Annotated in this window: 24 protein-coding genes and 1 pseudogene; 19 read left to right on the forward strand and 6 right to left on the reverse strand. The window is 66.8% G+C overall.

Annotated elements, in window-relative coordinates:
- Positions 1-388 precede the first annotated feature (388 nt).
- The gene (locus ACQEUX_RS00005) at positions 389-856 is read right to left on the reverse strand and encodes an NUDIX hydrolase (protein WP_433039446.1); all 468 of its coding nucleotides are present in this window, start codon (positions 854-856) and stop codon (positions 389-391) included.
- Complete coding sequence (locus ACQEUX_RS00010) at positions 857-1,600, reverse strand: XRE family transcriptional regulator (protein WP_433039448.1); 744 nt, start codon at positions 1,598-1,600, stop codon at positions 857-859.
- A 164-nt stretch (positions 1,601-1,764) separates the two neighbouring features.
- Here ACQEUX_RS00010 and ACQEUX_RS00015 point away from each other — a divergent pair, with 164 nt between their 5' ends.
- From ACQEUX_RS00015 to ACQEUX_RS00085, 15 genes are all read left to right on the forward strand, one after another.
- Positions 1,765-2,082, forward strand: a complete 318-nt coding sequence (locus tag ACQEUX_RS00015; RefSeq protein ID WP_088951025.1) for a hypothetical protein — start codon at positions 1,765-1,767, stop codon at positions 2,080-2,082.
- 296 nt (positions 2,083-2,378) lie between these two features.
- Complete coding sequence (locus ACQEUX_RS00020) at positions 2,379-3,263, forward strand: hypothetical protein (protein ID WP_433049454.1); 885 nt, start codon at positions 2,379-2,381, stop codon at positions 3,261-3,263.
- 80 nt (positions 3,264-3,343) lie between these two features.
- Positions 3,344-4,216, forward strand: coding sequence for an FtsK/SpoIIIE domain-containing protein (locus ACQEUX_RS00025; protein ID WP_433039451.1), 873 nt, complete (start codon positions 3,344-3,346; stop codon positions 4,214-4,216).
- Positions 4,213-4,422: a hypothetical protein gene (locus ACQEUX_RS00030; protein ID WP_433039453.1), complete on the forward strand. Its 210-nt coding sequence runs from the start codon at positions 4,213-4,215 to the stop codon at positions 4,420-4,422. Before ACQEUX_RS00025 ends, ACQEUX_RS00030 begins: the two co-directional genes overlap by 4 nt.
- Before the next feature lie 86 nt (positions 4,423-4,508).
- On the forward strand, positions 4,509-4,904 hold the full coding sequence (locus tag ACQEUX_RS00035) for a DUF6197 family protein (protein ID WP_433039455.1): 396 nt from the start codon (positions 4,509-4,511) through the stop codon (positions 4,902-4,904).
- Positions 4,904-5,206, forward strand: coding sequence for a hypothetical protein (locus ACQEUX_RS00040; protein ID WP_433039457.1), 303 nt, complete (start codon positions 4,904-4,906; stop codon positions 5,204-5,206). The genes ACQEUX_RS00035 and ACQEUX_RS00040 overlap by 1 nt, the downstream gene beginning before the upstream one ends.
- The gene (locus tag ACQEUX_RS00045; protein WP_433039459.1) at positions 5,203-5,613 is read left to right on the forward strand and encodes an RRQRL motif-containing zinc-binding protein; all 411 of its coding nucleotides are present in this window, start codon (positions 5,203-5,205) and stop codon (positions 5,611-5,613) included. Before ACQEUX_RS00040 ends, ACQEUX_RS00045 begins: the two co-directional genes overlap by 4 nt.
- Entirely contained in the window at positions 5,610-5,906 is a 297-nt protein-coding gene (locus ACQEUX_RS00050; RefSeq protein ID WP_433039460.1) for a hypothetical protein, read from the forward strand. Before ACQEUX_RS00045 ends, ACQEUX_RS00050 begins: the two co-directional genes overlap by 4 nt.
- Positions 5,893-6,696 (forward strand): DUF2637 domain-containing protein, encoded by an 804-nt coding sequence (locus ACQEUX_RS00055; protein ID WP_433039462.1) that lies wholly within the window; start codon positions 5,893-5,895, stop codon positions 6,694-6,696. Before ACQEUX_RS00050 ends, ACQEUX_RS00055 begins: the two co-directional genes overlap by 14 nt.
- Positions 6,693-6,956 carry a hypothetical protein gene (locus ACQEUX_RS00060; RefSeq protein ID WP_433039464.1) on the forward strand — a complete coding sequence of 88 codons (264 nt, stop codon included), beginning with the start codon at positions 6,693-6,695 and terminating at the stop codon, positions 6,954-6,956. Before ACQEUX_RS00055 ends, ACQEUX_RS00060 begins: the two co-directional genes overlap by 4 nt.
- Complete coding sequence (locus tag ACQEUX_RS00065; RefSeq protein WP_433039466.1) at positions 6,956-8,755, forward strand: replication initiator; 1,800 nt, start codon at positions 6,956-6,958, stop codon at positions 8,753-8,755. Before ACQEUX_RS00060 ends, ACQEUX_RS00065 begins: the two co-directional genes overlap by 1 nt.
- Before the next feature lie 12 nt (positions 8,756-8,767).
- Positions 8,768-8,962: a helix-turn-helix transcriptional regulator gene (locus tag ACQEUX_RS00070; protein WP_433039468.1), complete on the forward strand. Its 195-nt coding sequence runs from the start codon at positions 8,768-8,770 to the stop codon at positions 8,960-8,962.
- Between the two features lie 2 nt (positions 8,963-8,964).
- Positions 8,965-10,182, forward strand: a complete 1,218-nt coding sequence (locus ACQEUX_RS00075; RefSeq protein ID WP_433039470.1) for a tyrosine-type recombinase/integrase — start codon at positions 8,965-8,967, stop codon at positions 10,180-10,182.
- A 337-nt stretch (positions 10,183-10,519) separates the two neighbouring features.
- Complete coding sequence (gene chrA / locus ACQEUX_RS00080) at positions 10,520-11,941, forward strand: chromate efflux transporter (protein WP_433039472.1); 1,422 nt, start codon at positions 10,520-10,522, stop codon at positions 11,939-11,941.
- A gap of 213 nt (positions 11,942-12,154) precedes the next feature.
- A complete protein-coding gene (locus ACQEUX_RS00085) occupies positions 12,155-13,093 on the forward strand; it encodes a HupE/UreJ family protein (RefSeq protein WP_433039474.1) in 939 nt (312 codons plus the stop codon).
- A 16-nt stretch (positions 13,094-13,109) separates the two neighbouring features.
- Here the strand turns inward: ACQEUX_RS00085 and ACQEUX_RS00090 are convergent, their stop codons facing one another.
- A complete protein-coding gene (locus ACQEUX_RS00090; RefSeq protein WP_433039476.1) occupies positions 13,110-13,403 on the reverse strand; it encodes an ArsR/SmtB family transcription factor in 294 nt (97 codons plus the stop codon).
- Between the two features lie 132 nt (positions 13,404-13,535).
- Between ACQEUX_RS00090 and ACQEUX_RS00095 the strand changes: the two genes are divergently transcribed.
- Together ACQEUX_RS00095 and ACQEUX_RS00100 are read left to right on the forward strand one after the other, a co-directional pair.
- Complete coding sequence (locus ACQEUX_RS00095) at positions 13,536-14,612, forward strand: cation diffusion facilitator family transporter (protein ID WP_433039478.1); 1,077 nt, start codon at positions 13,536-13,538, stop codon at positions 14,610-14,612.
- A gap of 355 nt (positions 14,613-14,967) precedes the next feature.
- Positions 14,968-16,128, forward strand: coding sequence for a pentapeptide repeat-containing protein (locus tag ACQEUX_RS00100; protein ID WP_433049457.1), 1,161 nt, complete (start codon positions 14,968-14,970; stop codon positions 16,126-16,128).
- 108 nt (positions 16,129-16,236) lie between these two features.
- On the opposite strand, the pseudogene ACQEUX_RS00105 reads toward ACQEUX_RS00100, so the two are convergent.
- From ACQEUX_RS00105 to ACQEUX_RS00115, 3 genes and pseudogenes are all read right to left on the reverse strand, one after another.
- Positions 16,237-16,511, reverse strand: a pseudogene (locus ACQEUX_RS00105) (Scr1 family TA system antitoxin-like transcriptional regulator); the annotation flags it as partial.
- Positions 16,512-16,542: 31 nt separating this feature from the next.
- Positions 16,543-16,734 carry a DUF397 domain-containing protein gene (locus ACQEUX_RS00110; protein ID WP_433039480.1) on the reverse strand — a complete coding sequence of 64 codons (192 nt, stop codon included), beginning with the start codon at positions 16,732-16,734 and terminating at the stop codon, positions 16,543-16,545.
- The gene (locus ACQEUX_RS00115; protein ID WP_433039482.1) at positions 16,721-17,527 is read right to left on the reverse strand and encodes a helix-turn-helix domain-containing protein; all 807 of its coding nucleotides are present in this window, start codon (positions 17,525-17,527) and stop codon (positions 16,721-16,723) included. Before ACQEUX_RS00115 ends, ACQEUX_RS00110 begins: the two co-directional genes overlap by 14 nt.
- A 444-nt stretch (positions 17,528-17,971) precedes the next feature.
- Between ACQEUX_RS00115 and ACQEUX_RS00120 the strand changes: the two genes are divergently transcribed.
- Together ACQEUX_RS00120 and ACQEUX_RS00125 are read left to right on the forward strand one after the other, a co-directional pair.
- On the forward strand, positions 17,972-18,238 hold the full coding sequence (locus ACQEUX_RS00120) for a hypothetical protein (protein WP_433039484.1): 267 nt from the start codon (positions 17,972-17,974) through the stop codon (positions 18,236-18,238).
- Positions 18,239-18,333: 95 nt separating this feature from the next.
- The gene (locus ACQEUX_RS00125; protein ID WP_433039486.1) at positions 18,334-18,510 is read left to right on the forward strand and encodes a hypothetical protein; all 177 of its coding nucleotides are present in this window, start codon (positions 18,334-18,336) and stop codon (positions 18,508-18,510) included.
- The last annotated feature ends 118 nt before the right edge of the window (positions 18,511-18,628 follow it).

Genomic DNA, 18,628 nt, shown 5'->3' on the forward strand with positions numbered 1-18,628 from the left:
CCTGCATGATGTCGGCTACGCCCCTCACCTGGCGATGACTGGATTTCATCCCCTTGATGGTGCGGTCTACCTGAGGGGCATAGACGCGCCGGATCGCCTCGTCCATCTCGTCGCGCATCACTCTTGTGCCGTGAGAGAGGCCCGTCTCCGAGGTTTGGAAGGACAACTGGCCGACTTTCAGGACGAAGAAGGGCCGGTCAGAGACGCGTTGTGGATGTGACCTCACCACAACGCCTGACGGACGCCCGACGGATTTCGTGAGTAGGGTTGCCGAGATCAAACAGCGGTATGGTCCGGGCGACTTAGTAACGGTCTTCATAGACAGCGCCCAACAAGACTTGGCAGATGCTATTGCTAGAACGATGAGCCGACTTGGCGAGTTCGCCGGCTAACCCAGGTAGGGCGCATTGTTCTCCAAGCCGTGCTTGATCCGTAAAAGCATGGACGGATGAATCGGAAGGGTCTGGAGGCTCTCTGGGTCAACCCACTCCACCTCTGATGACTCGCTGCTAGTACGGAGCCGACCGCCGACTAACCGGGCTCGTAGACAGATCGAAAACTCCTGTCGGACCTCGCCGTCGTCGTAGGCGATGACGTGAGCAGGGTCTGAGTAGATGCCCGAAATCCCGCTCAGTTCGACCTGGAGGCCCGTCTCCTCCTCGACTTCGCGCACAGCTGCTTGCGCGGTCGACTCCCCGACGTCCTGCGCCCCACCGGGTAAGGCCCACAGGCTGTTGTCAGATCGCCTGATGAGCAGGACCTGGCCTCGTTCGTTCTGAACGAAGACTGTCACGGCTACCACCAGGGAGTTTGCCTGAGGCGCAGTTGGGTCGTTTAGGTAGTCAGTCTTGGGCATCTACTGCCTCCTGCTTTCAGGTGTTGTCGATCCCCAGACTGCCTCGAAGCTGTCCGCGTACGTGTTGAAGAGGCCGTACGTTGCCGTCTTGCGGAGGTGCATCGCAGGTGCCATAGGTGCGGTTTTACCGTAGACGTGAGGATTAACGATCATGTCGTTGTCGAAGCGATAGACGGAGTTGTAGAGCACTGTCGAGTGGTTCCGCACATCGATGTTCGGCACGCCCGTGAGCGAGCCGAAGAAGGCGTTCGCCTGGTCGATTTTCGCCGAGATTGTTTCCGGTCCGATCCCCTCATCCACACTTCGCTGCTTGACCGCACTACTTTCTCGGTCGCCAAGCAGTATGCGTATCCTCGCGCCAGTGGTCGCCTTCTTGTGCAAGCGGTCCAGGAGGTCGGGTTTCTCGGTGAGGAACATTCCCACGTACACAAGGATGCCGACCTCTGCTGTCGCTGCGTCGAGCAGTCGGTCCCAGAGGTTCGGGGGCACCGCTCCTCGTGTGGGATAGAACTGCACCATCCCGGCTGAGTCCGATACGTCGTCGGCGGCTCTGTGCGCTCCCGGCCACAGGTAGTCCTCGTCCTCCTTCAACCGCTTGGCGATCTTGAAGCGGGTGCGAGGATGCGGAACCCTGCCAGCGAGCCAACGGCTCACGGTTTTGACGTCGCACTCAGTGAGAAGCGCTAGTTCGGCTGGCGAAACCCGAGACCGGTCAAGCGCATCTCGCAGACGATCGTTTGCCATCGTCGCTCCTCGCGATGGGGACGTTTCCATCACTATAAACGTCCCAAGCGTCCATGCAAAGGCGTTCCGGCGTCACCTATGTCGATGTCTTCTTGAAGTGCGAGCGACAAGCCGCAAGGGAGCAGTCGTCCACTGGGGACGCGCTCAGACACAGGAGGTCTGTTGTGAAGCTGTACGTGGACACCACGAGCAAGCAGGTGACGGCGTCGAAGGACCCGGAGCCGAAGAACGACCAGAACGGCAATCAGAAGTCCGAGAAGAACACGGGCCGGCTCATGTGGTCTACCCAGGTCTTCGTGCTCGACGAGAACGGCGGGGAGGTCATCACCATCACCACGGCGGGAGAGAAGCCGAGCGTGAAGGTGGGCGACTTCCTGGCTGTCGAGCAGTTGGAGGCCATTCCGTGGGCGACCAACGGGCGCAACGGCGTCGCGTTCCGGGCGGTCTCGCTGAAGCCGAAGACTGGTTCTCCGGCCAAGTAGGTCCCTCGCACCGCTGTGCTGTGTGAGCCACTGGTGTCCGTGGCCACCGAAAGCGGCCTGATGGTCCGCTGAACCCCCACCTCAATGCGGTTCCGGGAGTGTTCCTGACTCCTACATCTCCCGGTCCGGTCGCCACCTGGCAGTGGTGACAACCCCAAGAAATGGCCCGGGGTCGGTACTGACTCCTACGTCTGCCGACCCCGGTGCCGCCCACTCATCCAACCCAACTGGCATTGGGAGGACTCGTCGTGTCCAAGTCTAGCCCCCGCCGCTTCGGCGGCAGGTCAACCGGAACGGTGACGGTCATCGAGGCCAAGGTTCACCGTTCCTCCGCGCGTAACGCCAAGATGGCGTTCATCCTCACGGCGGTCATCGTCGGCCTTCTGTCGGCCGTGGTGGCCGCTTCCTACTGGCACCCGATCGTGTCCTTGATCGTCGGTGCCCTGATCGGTGTTCCGACCGGTGCTCTCGCCTGGCTGCTCGTCCGCGTGTGGCCGGTTATCCGGCTGCTGTGGTGGTGGAGCCTCGAAACGCTCCTCGCGGTCGTGCTGCTCACCGCGTGGGTGCAACTCGCCAACCACACCCCGACCCTGGTGACCCTGCTCGTGGTCGCCCTGGTCGTCGGCGTCCCCGCCGCCATCCCGGCGGTACGTCGCCAGGTCAAAGCCTGGGGATGGTGCATTGTGGTGCGCCACCGGCTGCGCGTGTGCTTCGCGCAGTTCATCATCGCCAACCAGTCCGGCAGCCTGCCGCTGATCCTCTGGGCCAAACCCACCCCGGTCGGCGAACGAGTCTGGGTCTACCTACGCCCCGGCCTGTCCGCCAAGGACCTGGAAGGCCGCCTCGACAAGATCGCGGTCACCTGTCACGCCTCCACCGTGCTCATCGAGCGCGCTTCGGAGAACAACGCCGCTTACCTGCGGTTCGACATCAAGCGCCGTGAGGTGCTGACCGCTCACGTCGGTTCCCCGCTGGTCGATGTCATCGACCTGGCCGCGCCTGTCTCGGCATCGCCGCTGACGGTCCCCACCGCCCTGGACCTGCCGGACGTCGACGCTCCGACGATCACCCTCCCGACCCAGGGCAAGCCGGCGAAGAAGCCGGCCACCACGGCCAACGGCAGCAAGCCCGCGGCTTCCTCGTCGTCCGTGCCGGACGACGACACCTCCGACTGGATCTGACCTAACCCAACCCGGACGCGAGGAGCCATGGCGGCTCGTTCGTGTGGCTCCTCGCGCCCACAACGCCCAGGAGGGCAGTCATGACCACCACGATTCCCACCACCGCCGATGCGGTTCCGGTGGGTGCTGGCCTGTCGATGTTCGACCCGGTGTTCATCGGGATCGATGAGTTCGGCCAGCCCGTCTACCTCGACGTCGTCTATCACAACCTGCTCGCCGCTGGTGAGCCCGGCGGCGGTAAGTCCGGCCTGGTCAACAACATCTGTGGCCACGGCATTCTGTGTGACAACACCCGCCTGGTGCTGTTCGACGCCAAGCTCGTCGAACTCGGCCCCTGGCGCGATCTCGCTGATGCGTTCATCGGCCCTGACATCGATCAGGGCATCTCGGTGTTGCGTCGCCTGCTGACCGTGGCGACCAACCGCTACACCTGGCTGCTTGCCAACCGGCGCCGCAAGCTCGGCCCCGATGACGGCATGTCGGTCATCCTCACCGTCATCGACGAACTCGCCATGTTTTCCACGGTGCTCGGCACCAAGGCACAGCAGGAGGAGTTCTCCACCCTGCTGCGAGGGCTCGTCTCCCTCGGTCGCGCCTGCGGCATGCCCGTGGTCGCCGCAACGCAGCGGCCGTCGTGGGACATCATCCCCGCCAGCCTGCGGGACCTGTTCGGCTACCGGGCCGCATTCCGGTGCACCTCGCTGAACAGTTCCAACATCATCCTCGGCCAAGGCTGGGCCGAGCAGGGCTACACCGCCTCCGACATCTCCCCAACCAACCAGGGCGCGGCCTACCTCCTGGCCGAAGGCGGCGTTCCCCGCCGCATCAAGGCCGCCTACCTCACCGACACCGACATCTACAACATCGCCGACTACGCCGCCTGGACCCGCCGCCCCACCAGCGGCACCAGCACCCCGGCGGTCAACCCCATCGAGTGGGAGACGGCGGCATGACCACCCGCGAGCGCACCTTCGCCAAGGCCAACAACCAACGCGCTGCGCAATTCACCGAGATGTGGATCGTGGGCTCCCCCGAGGACCTGGCCGCGATGCTCCACGCCGCCGCCCAGACCGGGCGACTCGTCTACGTCTCCGCCCCGCGCCTCATGGGCGGCGACGACACCCGCCACCGCCGCTACCTGCGGCTGCGCACTTACTGATCGGCCGACAGGACCAGGTTTCGCCTGGCAGCAGAGCTGGTCCTGCCGACCTCCGACCAAGCCCTTTTCGAAAGGACGTGGATGCCATGAAGGCTACCCACAACCGACCCACCGCAGCACCGGTCACACCGGCCGATCTGCTGCGGATGGCCGCCCTCTACCTGCGTCGGCACGGCTGGACCCAGGGCGACTACTACACGATCGTCTTCGACGCCCTCACCCCCCGGGCCTGCGTCACTGGCGCTGTCGCCATGGCTGCCTACGGCACTGCCACCGATTTCCCGTTTGGTGTCGACCGGCCCGAGCGGCCCGACTTCCGTGCCGCCTTGGGCGTCCTGCGGGACTTCCTCGACTTGGGTTGCACCTCCCGACTGTTCGGGTGGAACGACAAGCCCGGCCGCACCGCCGACGACGTCATCAACGTCCTCACCGCCGCCGCTGACCGGTGGGATTCCCTCCACAACGAGGGAGGCGAGAACTGATGAGCACCGTCAAGAAGCCCTTGACGCCACGTGTGCCCCGGCAGAAGCGCCGCACGGTAGTCGAGAACGACGAGTTCGCCGCGTTCGGCCGCCGGATCATCCGCGCTCACGGTCGCCGCGTCGCCACCGGCGATGTGGAAGCACTACGCGACATGGTCGCCCTTTCATCCGTCATTGACGACGCCATCGGTGAGGCCGTGATCGGCCTTCGTGCGTTCGGCTACTCCTGGTCGGAGATCGGTTCCCGGCTCGGTATCTCCAAGCAGGCCGCCCAGCAGCGCTGGGGCGGTGACAAGCCATGACCGGCCTGCGCAGCGTCGACCTCGACAACATGGCCGAGCGCACCGGCATCCGGGTCGAGTTCTACGACCCGCTCGGCACCCGCTACGGGTTCCCCACCTTCCCCTACCACGCCGCACCTTCCGGGCTGGCCACCGTGCGGCAGCTCCGCGCCGCCGGCCTTCGCCCCAACGGCCAGGACCCCATCGCGCAGATCTATTGGCGGCACCGCAAACAGCGTCGGGTCGCCTACCTCTACCGCCTCGACATGGCCGCGCCGAAGCGCACTGCCACGCCCGCTCAGCGGGAGGCCATCGCCAAGGCGCTTCGTGCCCGCAGGACCTGCCGCGTCTGCGGCCAGGTCAAGCCCTACTACATCCCCCGCCGCTACGGCGAATGCCTCGACTGCCACGAAGGGAACCCGTCGTGAGCTTCCACCTGTCTGACCCCTGCCTGTGGTGCATCGAGGGCAGCTCGCCCGCCGGCATCCACGACATCCTCGGCCCGGTCTACAAGCCCTGCCCCGTCTGCCTCGGTGCCTGCGCCCTCTGCGAGGGCGACGGACTGTTCCCGGCCGACTTCGCCTGCCTGCCCTGCTTCCGCGACCAGCTCGCCGCCCAAGGGCTGGCCCCCATCATGTGCGCCCACTGCTCCGGCGTGGTCGACCTCATCCCCCTCGACGCCATCCCGGCACCGGAGGTGACTCCCCATGGCCACCACTGACCCCGCTGCCGCCACCGAGCAGTTCGCCGCCGAGTACGCCCGCAACGCGGTGCCGACCATGCTCAAGGCGATCAGCTCCATCAAGCGGTACAACCGTTTCATTCTCCTCGGTGCTTTGCTGACCAGCTACCTGCACCAGGCCCACTACCTGTGGACCCAGAACGCCGGCTACTTCGCCTACCTGGTCCCGCTGATCTTCGACGCCGCGATGGTGTCGATGCTGACCGTCGTCCGCACTTCCGGCATCGCTAAGGACGCCAAGCGCGGAGCCCTGGTCGTGTTCGCCTGCGCCGCGATGCTGTCGGCCACCATCAACTTCGCCTCACCCGGCAGCCTCGGCCTACGCCTGATCTTCGCCCTGGTCGTCGTCCTCGTCATCGGCGTCGAACTCGTCGCCGGACGAATCCGCCCCGACTTCGCCGCCATCGAAGCCGAAGCCGCCGCCCTGCTCACCGCCGCTCGCACCCTCGCGACCAAGACCGAGCAGACCACCGAACCCATCCCGGCTGCCACGCCGGACACCACACCACCGGCCATCGACACGGCCGCCGTCATCGCCGTACCCGCGCTCACCCCGATCCCGGCCGCACGGCCGGAGGTCCCCGCGCACCTGCTGCCCACGGCCCGGTTCGCCATCCGCCAGCACGAGCAGAGCCACGGCCGGCCGATCACCGCCGATGAACTCGCAGCCTTGCTGTCGGTCACCCCGGCAGTTGCCCGGGAACTGCTGCACTCCATCAACGGCCACACCCCGGCCGTCAACGGCACCCCCGTCGGTGGTGCCCGATGACCATCCACGTCGTCGACATCGACTACACCTTCCACACCTGCCCGGCCTTCGCCGAGCCACACATTTACGACACCCGACGCACCGTCATTGACGTCATCCCCGGTGGTCCCTGCCGGAACCCGGTCACGATCCGCTGCGGCGACACCATCGCCACCATCGCGTGTCACCGGCACGAACCGGCCGACCGCCAGTGCGGCGCCTGCCGCATCATCGTCACCCAACACACCATCACCAACCGACACCACGAGGTCGTCGGCTGATGGATTCGACGCTGGACCTCACACCCCGCGCTTCGGCCCGGGGTGTGGGCTCGAACGCCGACACCATCGCCCCCCACGTCGGCTACACCGCCGCCGGCTCCGCGTTCACCCGCGCCCAGCAACCCGACTACTTCGGCTGGCTCGAACACGTCCGCGCCGCCGCCGCCTGCACCCGCCCCATCCGGCTGGCTGGGCAGCTCCTCACCGTCGAACCCACCACCGGCCGACTCCTCGACGCCCGACACACCGACCACATGCCCGACGCCGCGATCTACAAGGCCTGCGGCAACCGCCGCGCGGCTGTCTGTCCCGCCTGCGCGCAGACCTACCAACGCGACGCGTACCAACTCCTACGTGCCGGCCTCGTCGGCGGCAAAGGCATCCCCGAAACCGTCGCCGCACACCCAGCGGTCTTCGCCACCTTCACCGCCCCGTCCTTCGGCACCGTGCACGCCCGAAAGGTCAACCGGCACACCTGCGGCAACCGCAAGCGCTGCGACTGCCGCGCCGAACCGTGCCACGCCCGCCGCGCCACCGACCCCACCGCCGGCATCTGCGCCCACGGCCGACCCGCCGTCTGCTGGGCACGTCACGAGTCCGGCGACATGGTGATCGGGCGGCCGTTGTGCCTGGACTGCTACGACCACGACCACCAGGTCGTGTGGAACCTGTTCTCCGGCAAGCTGTGGCACCGCACCAAGCAAGCCGCGGAACGCCACCTCGCCCACCTCGCCCGGCAACGCGGCATCCCCTCCGTTGAGGTAGTCACCGCCTCCGGCAACACCCGCAAAGTCGCCCCGGTCCGACTCTCACCCGGGAAGGTCGCCGAACTTCAAGCCCGCGCGGCAGTCCACTTCCACGCCATCGCCCGCCTCGACGGCATCAACCCCGCCGACCCCGACGCCATCGTCCCCCCACCGGCTTGCTTCACCGTCGACGACCTGGCCGACGCGCTGCGCCACGCCGCCGCACAAATCGCCTTCACCACCCCACCGCACCCCGACCGGGCCGGCGGCTGGTCGATCACCTGGGGCGAGCAGCTCGACCTAGAGCCGATAACCACCAGCGGCGCGGGACAGGTCACCGACAGCCTGGTCGCCGGCTACCTTGCCAAGTACGCCACCAAAAGCACCGAGGTAACCGGGCACCGCTCCGTCAGGCTCGACGCCGATTCGATCGGCGACTACGCCGACCCTGACGGCGACCACACCGCCCGCCTCATCGACGCCTGCTGGCGCATTGGCCGACCCACCGGCACACCCGCCCCACTGTCGCAGCGGCCCCGCGACCCACGGCCTACACCCGGCTTCGTCGACCGCTGGACGTGCACTGACTGCGGCAACCACACCCGCTACGCCGCCTGCCCCACCTGCGTCGCTGACCGTCAAGCCAGCCTTGACGCCGAACCCACGAAACCGGCGACGACCAACCCCTACGCCCGGCTGCGCCGATGGGCACACATGCTCGGCTACGGCGGCCACTTCCTCACCAAAGCCCGCCGCTACTCCGTCACCTTCCAACTCCTACGCGACACCCGCGTCGCCTTCCGACGCCACGAGCACGAGCACCAGGCCGACGAGCAACCCACAACACTTCGGGCCGTCGACCACCTCGACGACACCACCCCACTCATCGTCGGCACCCTCACCTTCGCCGGCGTCGGCTGGCACACCACCGGAGACGCCCTCCTCGCCAACACCGCCGCCGCCCTCGCCCGCGAGCGACACGCCACCGGCCGCGAAGAACTCGCCCACGAACTCGGCACCACCCCCGCCGGCACCGTGCCGGTCGCCGCCTGATGACACGAAAGGATGACCGTGACCGCGCGAAATTTGGTCGACGAACTCTGGTCCGTCGACGACGTTGCCGCCTTCCTGCGAGTGCCGGTGGAAACCCTCTACCGCTGGCGGAAGGTGAAGTACGGCCCGCCGGCCGCTCGCATCGGCCGGCACCTGCGCTACGACCCGGCAGAGGTCCGCGCCTGGGTCAGAAGCCGGGTGGCCTGAGCATGGGCCACGTCGAGGACCGTTGGTATCGGACCACCACCGGGTCGGATGGGCGAGCCAAGCGCGAGAGGACCGAACGGCATGGCACCGGGAAGCGCTACCGGGTTCGCTACATCGGCCCGGACGGACGTGAGCGCAGCCAATCCTTCCCTGACCGGGGCAAACGAGACGCGGAGGCGTTCCTCGTCTCGGTCGAGTCCGACAAGTTGCGTGGCGCGTACGTCGACCCGGCGGCCGGCCGGATCACCTTCGCCGAATACGCCGAGAACTGGCTCCGCACTCGCAGCTTTGACGAGTCGACCCGGGAGACTACCGAGATCCGGGTACGCCGGCATCTGCTGCCGTACTTCGGCACACGCCAGGTCGCCTCTATCAAGCCAGGCCACATCCGAGAATGGGACGCCAGCATGGTCGGCAAGCTGGCCCCGTCGACTCGGTCCGTGATCTTCGCCCACCTGCGCACCATCCTTGGGGCGGCCGTCGATGACGAGCGCATACCAAAGAACCCGTGCACAGCTCGGTCGGTCAGCCAACCACGCCCCGTCGAGCGTCGCGTGGTGCCGTGGAAGCTCGACGACATCGCCCTCATCCGGGCCGGCCTGCCTGAGCGCTACCGTGCCGTCGTCGATCTCGGGGCCGGCTGTGGGATGAGACAGGGTGAGGTCTTCGGCCTGGCCGTCGACGACATCGACCTTAACGCCGGCTGGCTGCATGTCCAACGTCAGGTCAAGCTGGTTCGTCACCGACTCGTGTTCGGTCTGCCCAAGAACAATCGGGACCGGCGCATACCGCTACCCGGATCAGTCGCTGATGCCCTCCGGCAGCACATGAAAGATCACCCGCCGCTGACCATCACCCTCCCTTGGGAGGACCCCACCAGCGCGGAGCAGGTCACCGCCAGCCTGATCCTGACCACCACCCGGCGCAAGCCGATCAACCGTTGCTGGTTCGACGCCAAAGCGTGGCGACCGGCCGTCACGGCGGCCGGCATCGTGCCGTCCAGGTCGACCGGCATGCACGCGCTGCGGCACTTCTACGCCTCGGCGCTGCTCGACGCCGGGGAGAGCATCAAGGCCCTCGCCTCCTACCTCGGCCACTCCGACCCCGGCTTCACCCTCCGGGTATACACGCACCTCATGCCGGCCAGCGAGGAACGCACCCGCAACGCCATCGATCGACTGTTCCGACCCAGCCCTGCTGACGGCCCCGAGACGGCCTGACGTGGGGGAGCGGGGGCATACGCACAGCTCAGGGGCGGTGTCACCATCAGAATCCGGCGTACAGGTCGACTCGTCCGTCGCCCACCAGGTCACCGTCTTGATCAAGGCTGTGACCTGGTGGTCGTTTCCGGCTACATATTGGTGTCATCGGTCGTCAGTGGTCGGCCTCTGACGCCCCCCTGGGCACGCCCTGACCTCGGTGAGATTGCAGCGACGACCGGACGTCCCAGCATGGGCGGCCCACCGGCCTGATGGGCGGAGGCTGCTCAAGAGGCCCGGCTTCTTCCGCGCCCTGCATTCCCTACCGATCAGATGGGCATCCATGGATACTGCCGGGATGGCCGAGGTTAAAGGTGCAAGCGACGCTTCGGTGCGTCTGTCGGATGCGGATCTGGCGGTGCCAGTGCGTGACGTGGTGCCGTTAGGCCGGGCCGTCCGTGCTTGGTTCCTCATCTCTCTGCAGACGTTCGGTGGTCCGGCTGGGCAGATCGCGGTGATGCAACGGCACCTGGTCGATGAGCGTCGGTGGATCGGGCAGCGTCGTTTCCTACATGCCTTGAACTACTGCATGTTGCTGCCCGGTCCTGAGGCGCAGCAGCTCGCCATCTACGTGGGGTGGCTGCTCAACGGTCTACGGGGCGGGTTGATCGCCGGGACGCTGTTCGTGCTGCCAGGCGTTGTTGCCTTGCTGGCGCTGTCAGGGCTGTACGTGGGCTTCGGCGATACGCAGATCGTGAAGGCCCTGTTTGCTGGGCTGGCGCCAGCGGTGGTGGCGATTGTTGTCCAGGCGGTGTGGCGCGTCGGATCCGGCGCTCTGAACAACCGGGTCCTGTTGGGCTTCGCTGTTGTCGCGTTCGTTGCCCTGGCGGTCTTCGGAGTGCCGTTCCCGGTTGTCGTCGCTCTGGCTGCGGTGGCCGGCTGGGCGGTCCATCGGTGGCATCCGGCGCACCTCACCACCGCCGGTCACCGCGATGCGGGGGAGGATGCTCCGGCCCCGCTGATCTCTGATGACGCCCTGCATCACGGTCGACCTACCGGTCGCCGCGCTGCCACGGTGCTGGCCGTCGGGCTGCTGGCCTGGTTCGTTCCGGTAGCTGCGGTGGTTGCGTTCACCGGCGGCGACAGCGTCTACACGCAGCAGGGTCTGTTCTTCTCCGGGACGGCGGTGGTGACCTTCGGTGGCGCGTATGCGGTGCTCGCCTTCGTTGCCCAACGGGCAGTGGAGGACTACGGCTGGTTGAGCGCGGGGGACATGGTTCGGGGGCTGGCGCTGGCCGAGTCCACGCCGGGTCCGCTGATCATGGTTGTGCAGTTCGTCGCTTTTCTGGGGGCGTACCACAACCCGGGTGGTCTCGACCCGTGGGTTGCCGGCGTGGTTGGGTCGCTGTTGACGACCTGGGTGACGTTCGTTCCATGTTTCCTGTTCGTCCTGCTCGGCGCGCCCTACGTCGAACGCCTGCGAGGTAACCACGCGTTGTCCGCCGCGCTGACAGGGATTACGGCCGCAGTAGTGGGCGTCATCGCCAACCTGGGCCTCTACTTCGCCGCGCATACTCTCTTCGCCCGGCAGCACCTCGTGGCAACCGGCCCTCTGCACCTGGAGCTGCCCGATCTCGGGAGTTGGCGACCGGTGCCGCTCGCCATCGCCGTAATTGCGGTTGCCCTGGTCTTCGGCCTCCGATGGTCAGTCCTGCGTGTCCTGGCGGTCAGCGCTGCCCTCGGCCTCGTCGCCGGCCTCCTGGACTTTCCCATGTCCTGACGCCCGCTCGGGAACTAAGCGACACGGCCCAGCGACTACCAGACGACGCGGCAGGCTCAGGCTTGCGTGATCGAGGAGAGGACGGGGCGAATGCTTGCTGCGGCGCGACGAGGCGCGATCGTGAGTGCTGCGGTGACGGCCACGATGCTGGCGCTTCCAGGGGCAGCCTGGGCTCACGGTGTCGGCGGATCAAGCGAAACCGTCGGCGGATTCGTGTGGCTGGGCACAAAGCACATGCTCGCCGGTTGGGATCACCTGCTCTTCGTCGGCGGCATCCTGCTCCTTGCCGGTGAGATCCGGCGGGCAGCCAAGTTGATTTCCCTGTTCGCGCTCGGGCACAGCGTCACGCTGTTCACCGCGACGGTCGCCGACTGGCACGTCAACCCGATCCTGGTCGACATCGTGGTCGCGCTGAGTCTGGTCTTCGTCGGTGTGGTCGGACTACGGGGTAGGCCAAAGAGTTGGACCTGGTTCGGCGGGGTCGTGCTCGCCTTCGGCCTCGTTCACGGGCTTGGTTTAGCCACGCGGTTGCAGGACGTGGGCCTGCCCTCGGACGGGCTGATTCCTCGGGTGCTGGCCTTCAACCTGGGGGTTGAGATCGGGCAACTGATCGCCGTCGTGGCCATGTTCATGATCGGTGACGTGCTGCGCCACTACATTCCCCGCGTGCGCGATGTGCGCCTGTCCCACGGCGTGCTCGTCGCGGCCGGCGTGGTCGCAGCGGCGGTGCTGGCCGTCACCTCCGGCGGCGAGGCACTGCGACCGGTGCAGGCCGGCGCTCAGGAGCAGGGCAGCTGCGAGGTTCGCAACCGTACGGAAACGTTCCCGTTCGGCAGTTCCCACCCCATGAAGGACTTCTTCGAGCCTGGCGAGACCGTGCCGGCCACCTCGTTCGGGCACGTCATCGGCGACGGCTTTGTGATCGTCAACTATCGACCGGATCTGCCCGCCGATCAGCTCGCCCAACTGCGTGCTTTCGTCACCGACCCCACCGCCGGTCGCGTCGTCGGCGGTCCCGCGCCCGGTCAAACAGAGGCGGTCAAGGCGGTTCACGCGTACGGCACCGCTGCCTGCGACACGGTCGACGTCGACGCCGTCCGGCAGTTCACCCACGATTGGTTCGCCGACCCGCGCTCAAAGCCCGTCGACTAGCCGTCTCCGCTCACGTTCAGTCGTGCTCCGGTAAGCCGGTCACCCGATGCGACGCGGCGTGCATGACCTCGGTCACCAGCCGACGGACGTGCCCACCTCGGACGCCATAGACAGCGCGACGGCCCTCCCGTCGCATCGTCACCAGCCCGGCCAACCGCAGCTTGCCCAGGTGCTGCGACACCGCCGGCCGCGCCACTCCCAGCGCGGCCACCAGCGCTGTCACGTCGTGCTCGCCGCCGACGAGCATCCACATCAACCGCAGCCTCGTTCCGTCGCCCAGCATCCGCAACATCTGCGTAGCTGCCTCCACCTGGTTATCGGCAGGTGGGCGTTGTTGCAGGTCACTGGCATCTGCAACATTGTCGCGTGCGTACATGAGCACATATTATCGCCATCGGTGGACGGCCCGGATCGTCCGTGCCGAACGGGGTAGGGGGAACCGGTGGACGACCAGAGGCACGGACGCGACCACGGGCCTGACGGGTCGCGCGGACACGACCACGACCACCATCCCGACGGCGGTCGCCTCGCCTCCTGGTGGCATCGGCTGCGCCACGTGTTGATGCCGCACACGCACGACTCGCGGGCGAAGATCGACCCCGCCCTTGAGTCCTCCCGTGAAGGGCTACGCGCCCTGTGGATCTCGCTGGTCGGCCTCGGGATCACGGCTATCGCCCAGGCGGTCATCGTCGTGCTGTCCGGCTCGGTCGCTCTCCTCGGTGACACCCTGCACAACGTCGCCGACGCTCTGACCGCCGTACCACTGGGGATCGCCTTCGTGCTCGGTCGCCGGGCCGCGACCCGCGCCTACACCTACGGCTACGGCCGCGCCGAAGACATCGCCGGCATCGTCATCGTCGTCGTCATCGCCGCCTCCGCCGTCGCCGCCGCCTGGACCGCCGGTACACGGCTACTGCACCCGGCCGAGGTGACTCACCTGCCCTGGGTAGCCGCCGCCGGCCTTGTCGGGTTCATCGGCAACGAGTTGGTGGCCCGCTACCGCATCCGTGTGGGCCGGCGCATCGGCTCCGCCGCCCTGGTCGCCGACGGCTTGCACGCCCGCACCGATGGCTACACCTCACTCGCTGTCCTCGCCGCCGCTGGCGGCGCCGCCCTCGGTTGGCACTGGGCCGACCCGGTAGTCGGCCTGGCCATCGCCGTCGCCATCACCTTCGTACTCAAGGACGCCGCCCGCGAGGTGTACCGACGCCTCATGGACGCCGTCGACCCGGCCATCGTCGACCAGGCCGAGACGACGCTTCGCACCATCCATGGCGTCCAGGACGTGACCGCGGTGCGGATGCGCTGGATCGGCCACCGCCTTCACGCCGAAGCCGAACTCGTCGTGGACGCTCAGCTCAGCCTTATCGCTGCGCATGAGATCGCCGCCGACGCTGAACACCAACTCACCCACGCCATCCCCCGACTGACGAGCGCCACGGTGCACACCGACCCCGACAGCCACCCCGGCAGACGCCACCACGCCGACCTGTCACACCAACGGCGACAGTGGCTCTGACTGAAATCGGAAGGTCGGGGGTTCGACCTCGTCCCTGGCCACACCCTTTCGCCATGCCGAGCGCGAGTGCCGCCACGAGCGGGGCGTTGAGGCCGACATGACTTGGGGTGACGTCATGTTCGTGCGGACTCTGATCACTGAGGCCGTCAGACGCTCGACAGCTCGGAGCGCTCTGGCCACCGTCGCCTCCTTAGCCCTCGGCGCTGGTGTTGTCGTCTCGCGCCCGCTTGAGCCGAGAGGTCGCCCGCACCTGTCGTAACCTAGTCAACCCTGTCGCTTTCCCGGGCTGCTCAGGCAGCCCTGTGGGCTATAGCCTGTCGGGGTCAGCAGGCGGAGGGAGCAAGGCGTGCCTTCGATGCCCAGGTGGGCGAGCGCGGCGACTGAATTTGTCTCGGTGCAGACGCATAGGCCTCGTGAGAAACTGCGCTACGCTATGCCGGTCTGGCTCAGGCGGCTAGTCGTCAGCCTACTCCTGCTTATCGGGGCATCTGCCGTCACGTTAGTAATTTGGCGCGGTCCTTTCTGGTTTGACGCTGCTCTTATTGATGCGATTCAGGAACCTGAGAAGAAGGCGCAGGCGGTTACTTCCGCACGTAGCACCCTGCTGCAAATCGCCCTTGCTTTCGGCGGGTTGGCAACCATCATATTCACGGCTCGTACGTACCTGCTTACTAAGTCAGGACAGGTTGCCGACCGGTACACCAAGGCGGCAACCCAACTGGTCTCAGAAAGTCCGGCAGAGCGGATCGGGGCGATTTATGCGTTGGCAAGGCTGATGAAGGACTCGCCGCGAGACCATCGAGCTGTCGTTGATCTGCTCGCCGCCTTCGTGCGCCAGTCGCGGCCGATCGGCACGAGCCGCGCTTCCGACGGCGACCTGGAAGTCAGCGAGGGCTATGAGAGCGAGCTTGTATGGGTGGGGGAGCCGCTGCCCATTGACGTGCAAACAGCGTTGACGGCACTTAACAAGAGGCCAAAGCGCTTCGAGTCGCCCTGGATAGTTCTGAAGGCCACGAACTTGGCGGGCGCTGCCCTCTTGCAAGGACGGGTTGACGGTCTGCACTTCGAAGGGTCCAACCTCCGGGGGGCCGACTTCGTTCAGGCTAAGGCAATCAAGGGCGTGGTCCTGTCGGAATGTGACTTACGCGCGGCAAATCTGAGCGGCGCGCATCTACCGGTATCTCACCTAGCTGACTCGGATTTGCGGGGCGCACTGATTCGCTGGGTCGACCTACGGGGATCCCTGCTGAATGGTTCAGATCTCCGGGGTGCCGTTCTACGCGGATCCAACTTGAAGGATGCGACACTGTGTGAGACCGACCTTCGAGGCGTCGATCTCAGTGAAGTGAAGGGACTCACAAATAGTCAGCTTGAGGATGCCATTACTGATAAGTGCACCATTCTCCCCGATTACCTGAAGAAGCAGAAGGCGTGTCCTCAACCTGAACTCGCTTCGTCGGTCCTGCTTTCCGCTAGCGAGCATCGTTCGCCGGAAGACGCGTCAAGCGGCGCTTGACGCTGCGCGGCACGCGCGGAGGCCGTGGTGGGATGCGGCGCGTGTAGCCCGGGCGGCCCCTCTGCCGGCAACGCCGGCCACATCCCACCACGGCCGCGGGCCACGCGCCCACCTCGCCTGAAGCGTAGCTACCTCATCGTCGTCGTCCCCAAGCTGGTTTTCGAGATGTCCGACCCACACGCCGTCGCTGGAACGTGCCAGCGCGAACGGTCCGGACAGCCCGGTGTGCAGGCCACTGGCGATCGGAATGACATGGACGTGAACGTGCGGAAGCTCGGCCATCGCGACCAGGTGGGCGACCTGTCGGGCCATGATCCCGCCGAGACCATCACCCGTACGCCGTATCGCGGCTTCGTCAGCACGGCGACGAACTGGGGCCGGCGCTCCCGGGCGATTTCGCGCGTCTGGCGTCGGTTACGGCCGCTCGGCGACCTGAGCGACGAACGCCCGCCACGCCGCCGGACCGAAGGTTAGTGCCGGGCCGGCGGGGTCCTTGCTGTCCCGGACGCCGATGACGCCAGGCAGGTTGTCAGCGACCTCGACGCAGTTCCCGCCGCTCGCGCCGCTGCGGGTGGACTTGCGCCACCGGGCGTTACTGAGGTCCATGATGGCTCTCAACTTCCTTCAGCAGGTCGATGGACTGCCGGCGTGGTAGCGCCTCGTTTCGGACGCTCTCCCACCTTGCCTGAAGCGTAGCTACCTCATCGTCCTTGTCGATGACGTCCCCGCCAAGCTGGTTTTCGAGGTGTCCAACCCACACGCCCTCGCTGGACCGAGCCAGCGCGAACGGCCCGGACAGCCCGATGTGCAGGCCACTGGCGATCGGAATGACGTGGACGTGAACGTGCGGAAGCTCGGCCATCGCGACCAGGTGGGCGACCTGTTGGGCCATGATCCCGCCTAGACCATCACCCGTGCGCCGTATCGCGGCTTCGTCCAGCACGGCGACGAACTGTGGCCGGCGCTCCCCGGTCAGGATCGTTTGCCGGCTCATGCGCCCCTGCACGCGCTGCTCAACCTCGTCGTCGGTGAGGCTTTCGACTGTTCGCAGGACGGTGCGGGCGTAGTGCTCCACCTGTAGTAGGCCGGGGATCAGGTTGGGCTCGAAGTAGCGAAGCTGTGTTGCTCCGCGCTCAGCGTCCAGCCAGGGCAGGAACCACGACGGAGCGCCGAACTTCGTCGCCAAGCGCTCGAAGAGTCCGCCGTTGTTCAGCGACCGATCAGCGCCTTTGATGAAGTCAATTGTCAGCGCTCGCGTGCCGCCCTCTACGGCGCTGACGTGCGAGGCACTGAAGCCCGCAGCGCGGCCAAACGACTCTTGCGTCATGCCGGAAGCCCCTCGGGCGCGGCGGATCTCGCCAACGATGAACGCCGATAACGGACCTGGCACGTCAGCCATACAACGCCCCTCAACTCAAAGATCGATTACCCGAGGTGCCACACGTCGGGACCCTGTTAGGCCAGCTCAGCCCGGACGCCGGAAGCACCTTTCGAGCGTAACGGTCTCCACATCAGAGTGTCACCAGACGGCGCGGCCGGTAGGGACCACGAGACCCGGCGGTTGCGTTCGTAGCGGGACCGCTCTCGACGGGCGAGCACTCACGGGAGCGGTCCCTTCCCAACGGCACCAGGGGGAGACCGTGCCCGACGACAAGCCCGAGAAGCCCAACCCCAACCCCAACCCCAACCCCAAGCCGAAACCGGCAAGCCCGCCGCCCGCGAACCCTGATGCGCCGATCGCCCCCTACGACCCGTGGCCGCCCGGGACGATCATTCCGCCCTTCCGGCGTCCGGGCGCGGACCGCGCTTTCGCGTACCGGTGGGGGTCGTAGTGATCGGGAAGATGAAGGCCGGCGACGTGGTCTACCTGACCACCGCCGCGAGCGTGCAGTTCCTGCGCCCGATCTTCGTACGCGTCATCCGCGAGCTGCCCGAGCGGCACACGTACCACGGGTGGGTCTGGATTGAAGGCTACGAGCTGAACGCGGCGGGCGATGCGGTGGCGCGGCGCGAGTTGTACGTGATGCGTGCGGGCGTGCGTTTGCAAGCCCTGCCCGTCAAACCGACGAGGCCAGCCAAACGCCAGCGGGTTCCGGTGCGGGTCGGATGACCGCCCGCCCTCGCCCGCACCTGCCGATGCGTCCGGCGTGGCTGTGCCGCAACTGCGCCGCGCCCTGGCCGTGTGGCCCGGCTCAGCTTCACCTCGTGGCCGAGTTCTACGGCCATTCGATCGCCCTGGCGTTCTACCTGGCCGCGTCGATGCAGGAGGCGATCGACGACGTGTACGGCCTGGGGCTGCGTCCGGATCCGCCGGCGATGCACGCCAGGTTTCTGGGGTGGTTGTCCCTGGCCCGCCGGCCTCGCCGGTCACCTCGACTCTGAGTTTCCATGCTGGGGCGAAGGATGCTCACCGGGCCCAGGCAACGAACCGGCCGGGTGGGTTGCCCCACCCGGCCGGCGTCCGGATCCCTGGATGCCGGCCCCGCAAGGCTGGCAGTGA

This window comes from Micromonospora sp. CA-259024 (assembly GCF_050936255.1).
Lineage (GTDB): Bacteria > Actinomycetota > Actinomycetes > Mycobacteriales > Micromonosporaceae > Micromonospora.

What these genes read in the sequence shown, in the direction of transcription:
- ACQEUX_RS00005 (WP_433039446.1), bottom strand. Translation starts at nt 856, where the DNA reads ATGCCCAAGACTGACTACCTAAACGACCCAACTGCGCCTCAGGCAAAC.
- ACQEUX_RS00010 (WP_433039448.1), bottom strand. Translation starts at nt 1,600, where the DNA reads ATGGCAAACGATCGTCTGCGAGATGCGCTTGACCGGTCTCGGGTTTCG.
- ACQEUX_RS00025 (WP_433039451.1), top strand. Translation starts at nt 3,344, where the DNA reads ATGACCACCACGATTCCCACCACCGCCGATGCGGTTCCGGTGGGTGCT.
- ACQEUX_RS00030 (WP_433039453.1), top strand. Translation starts at nt 4,213, where the DNA reads ATGACCACCCGCGAGCGCACCTTCGCCAAGGCCAACAACCAACGCGCT.
- ACQEUX_RS00035 (WP_433039455.1), top strand. Translation starts at nt 4,509, where the DNA reads ATGAAGGCTACCCACAACCGACCCACCGCAGCACCGGTCACACCGGCC.
- ACQEUX_RS00040 (WP_433039457.1), top strand. Translation starts at nt 4,904, where the DNA reads ATGAGCACCGTCAAGAAGCCCTTGACGCCACGTGTGCCCCGGCAGAAG.
- ACQEUX_RS00045 (WP_433039459.1), top strand. Translation starts at nt 5,203, where the DNA reads ATGACCGGCCTGCGCAGCGTCGACCTCGACAACATGGCCGAGCGCACC.
- ACQEUX_RS00055 (WP_433039462.1), top strand. Translation starts at nt 5,893, where the DNA reads ATGGCCACCACTGACCCCGCTGCCGCCACCGAGCAGTTCGCCGCCGAG.
- ACQEUX_RS00060 (WP_433039464.1), top strand. Translation starts at nt 6,693, where the DNA reads ATGACCATCCACGTCGTCGACATCGACTACACCTTCCACACCTGCCCG.
- ACQEUX_RS00065 (WP_433039466.1), top strand. Translation starts at nt 6,956, where the DNA reads ATGGATTCGACGCTGGACCTCACACCCCGCGCTTCGGCCCGGGGTGTG.
- ACQEUX_RS00070 (WP_433039468.1), top strand. Translation starts at nt 8,768, where the DNA reads ATGACCGTGACCGCGCGAAATTTGGTCGACGAACTCTGGTCCGTCGAC.
- ACQEUX_RS00075 (WP_433039470.1), top strand. Translation starts at nt 8,965, where the DNA reads ATGGGCCACGTCGAGGACCGTTGGTATCGGACCACCACCGGGTCGGAT.
- chrA (WP_433039472.1), top strand. Translation starts at nt 10,520, where the DNA reads ATGGCCGAGGTTAAAGGTGCAAGCGACGCTTCGGTGCGTCTGTCGGAT.
- ACQEUX_RS00100 (WP_433049457.1), top strand. Translation starts at nt 14,968, where the DNA reads ATGCCCAGGTGGGCGAGCGCGGCGACTGAATTTGTCTCGGTGCAGACG.
- ACQEUX_RS00110 (WP_433039480.1), bottom strand. Translation starts at nt 16,734, where the DNA reads ATGGACCTCAGTAACGCCCGGTGGCGCAAGTCCACCCGCAGCGGCGCG.
- ACQEUX_RS00115 (WP_433039482.1), bottom strand. Translation starts at nt 17,527, where the DNA reads ATGGCTGACGTGCCAGGTCCGTTATCGGCGTTCATCGTTGGCGAGATC.
- ACQEUX_RS00120 (WP_433039484.1), top strand. Translation starts at nt 17,972, where the DNA reads ATGAAGGCCGGCGACGTGGTCTACCTGACCACCGCCGCGAGCGTGCAG.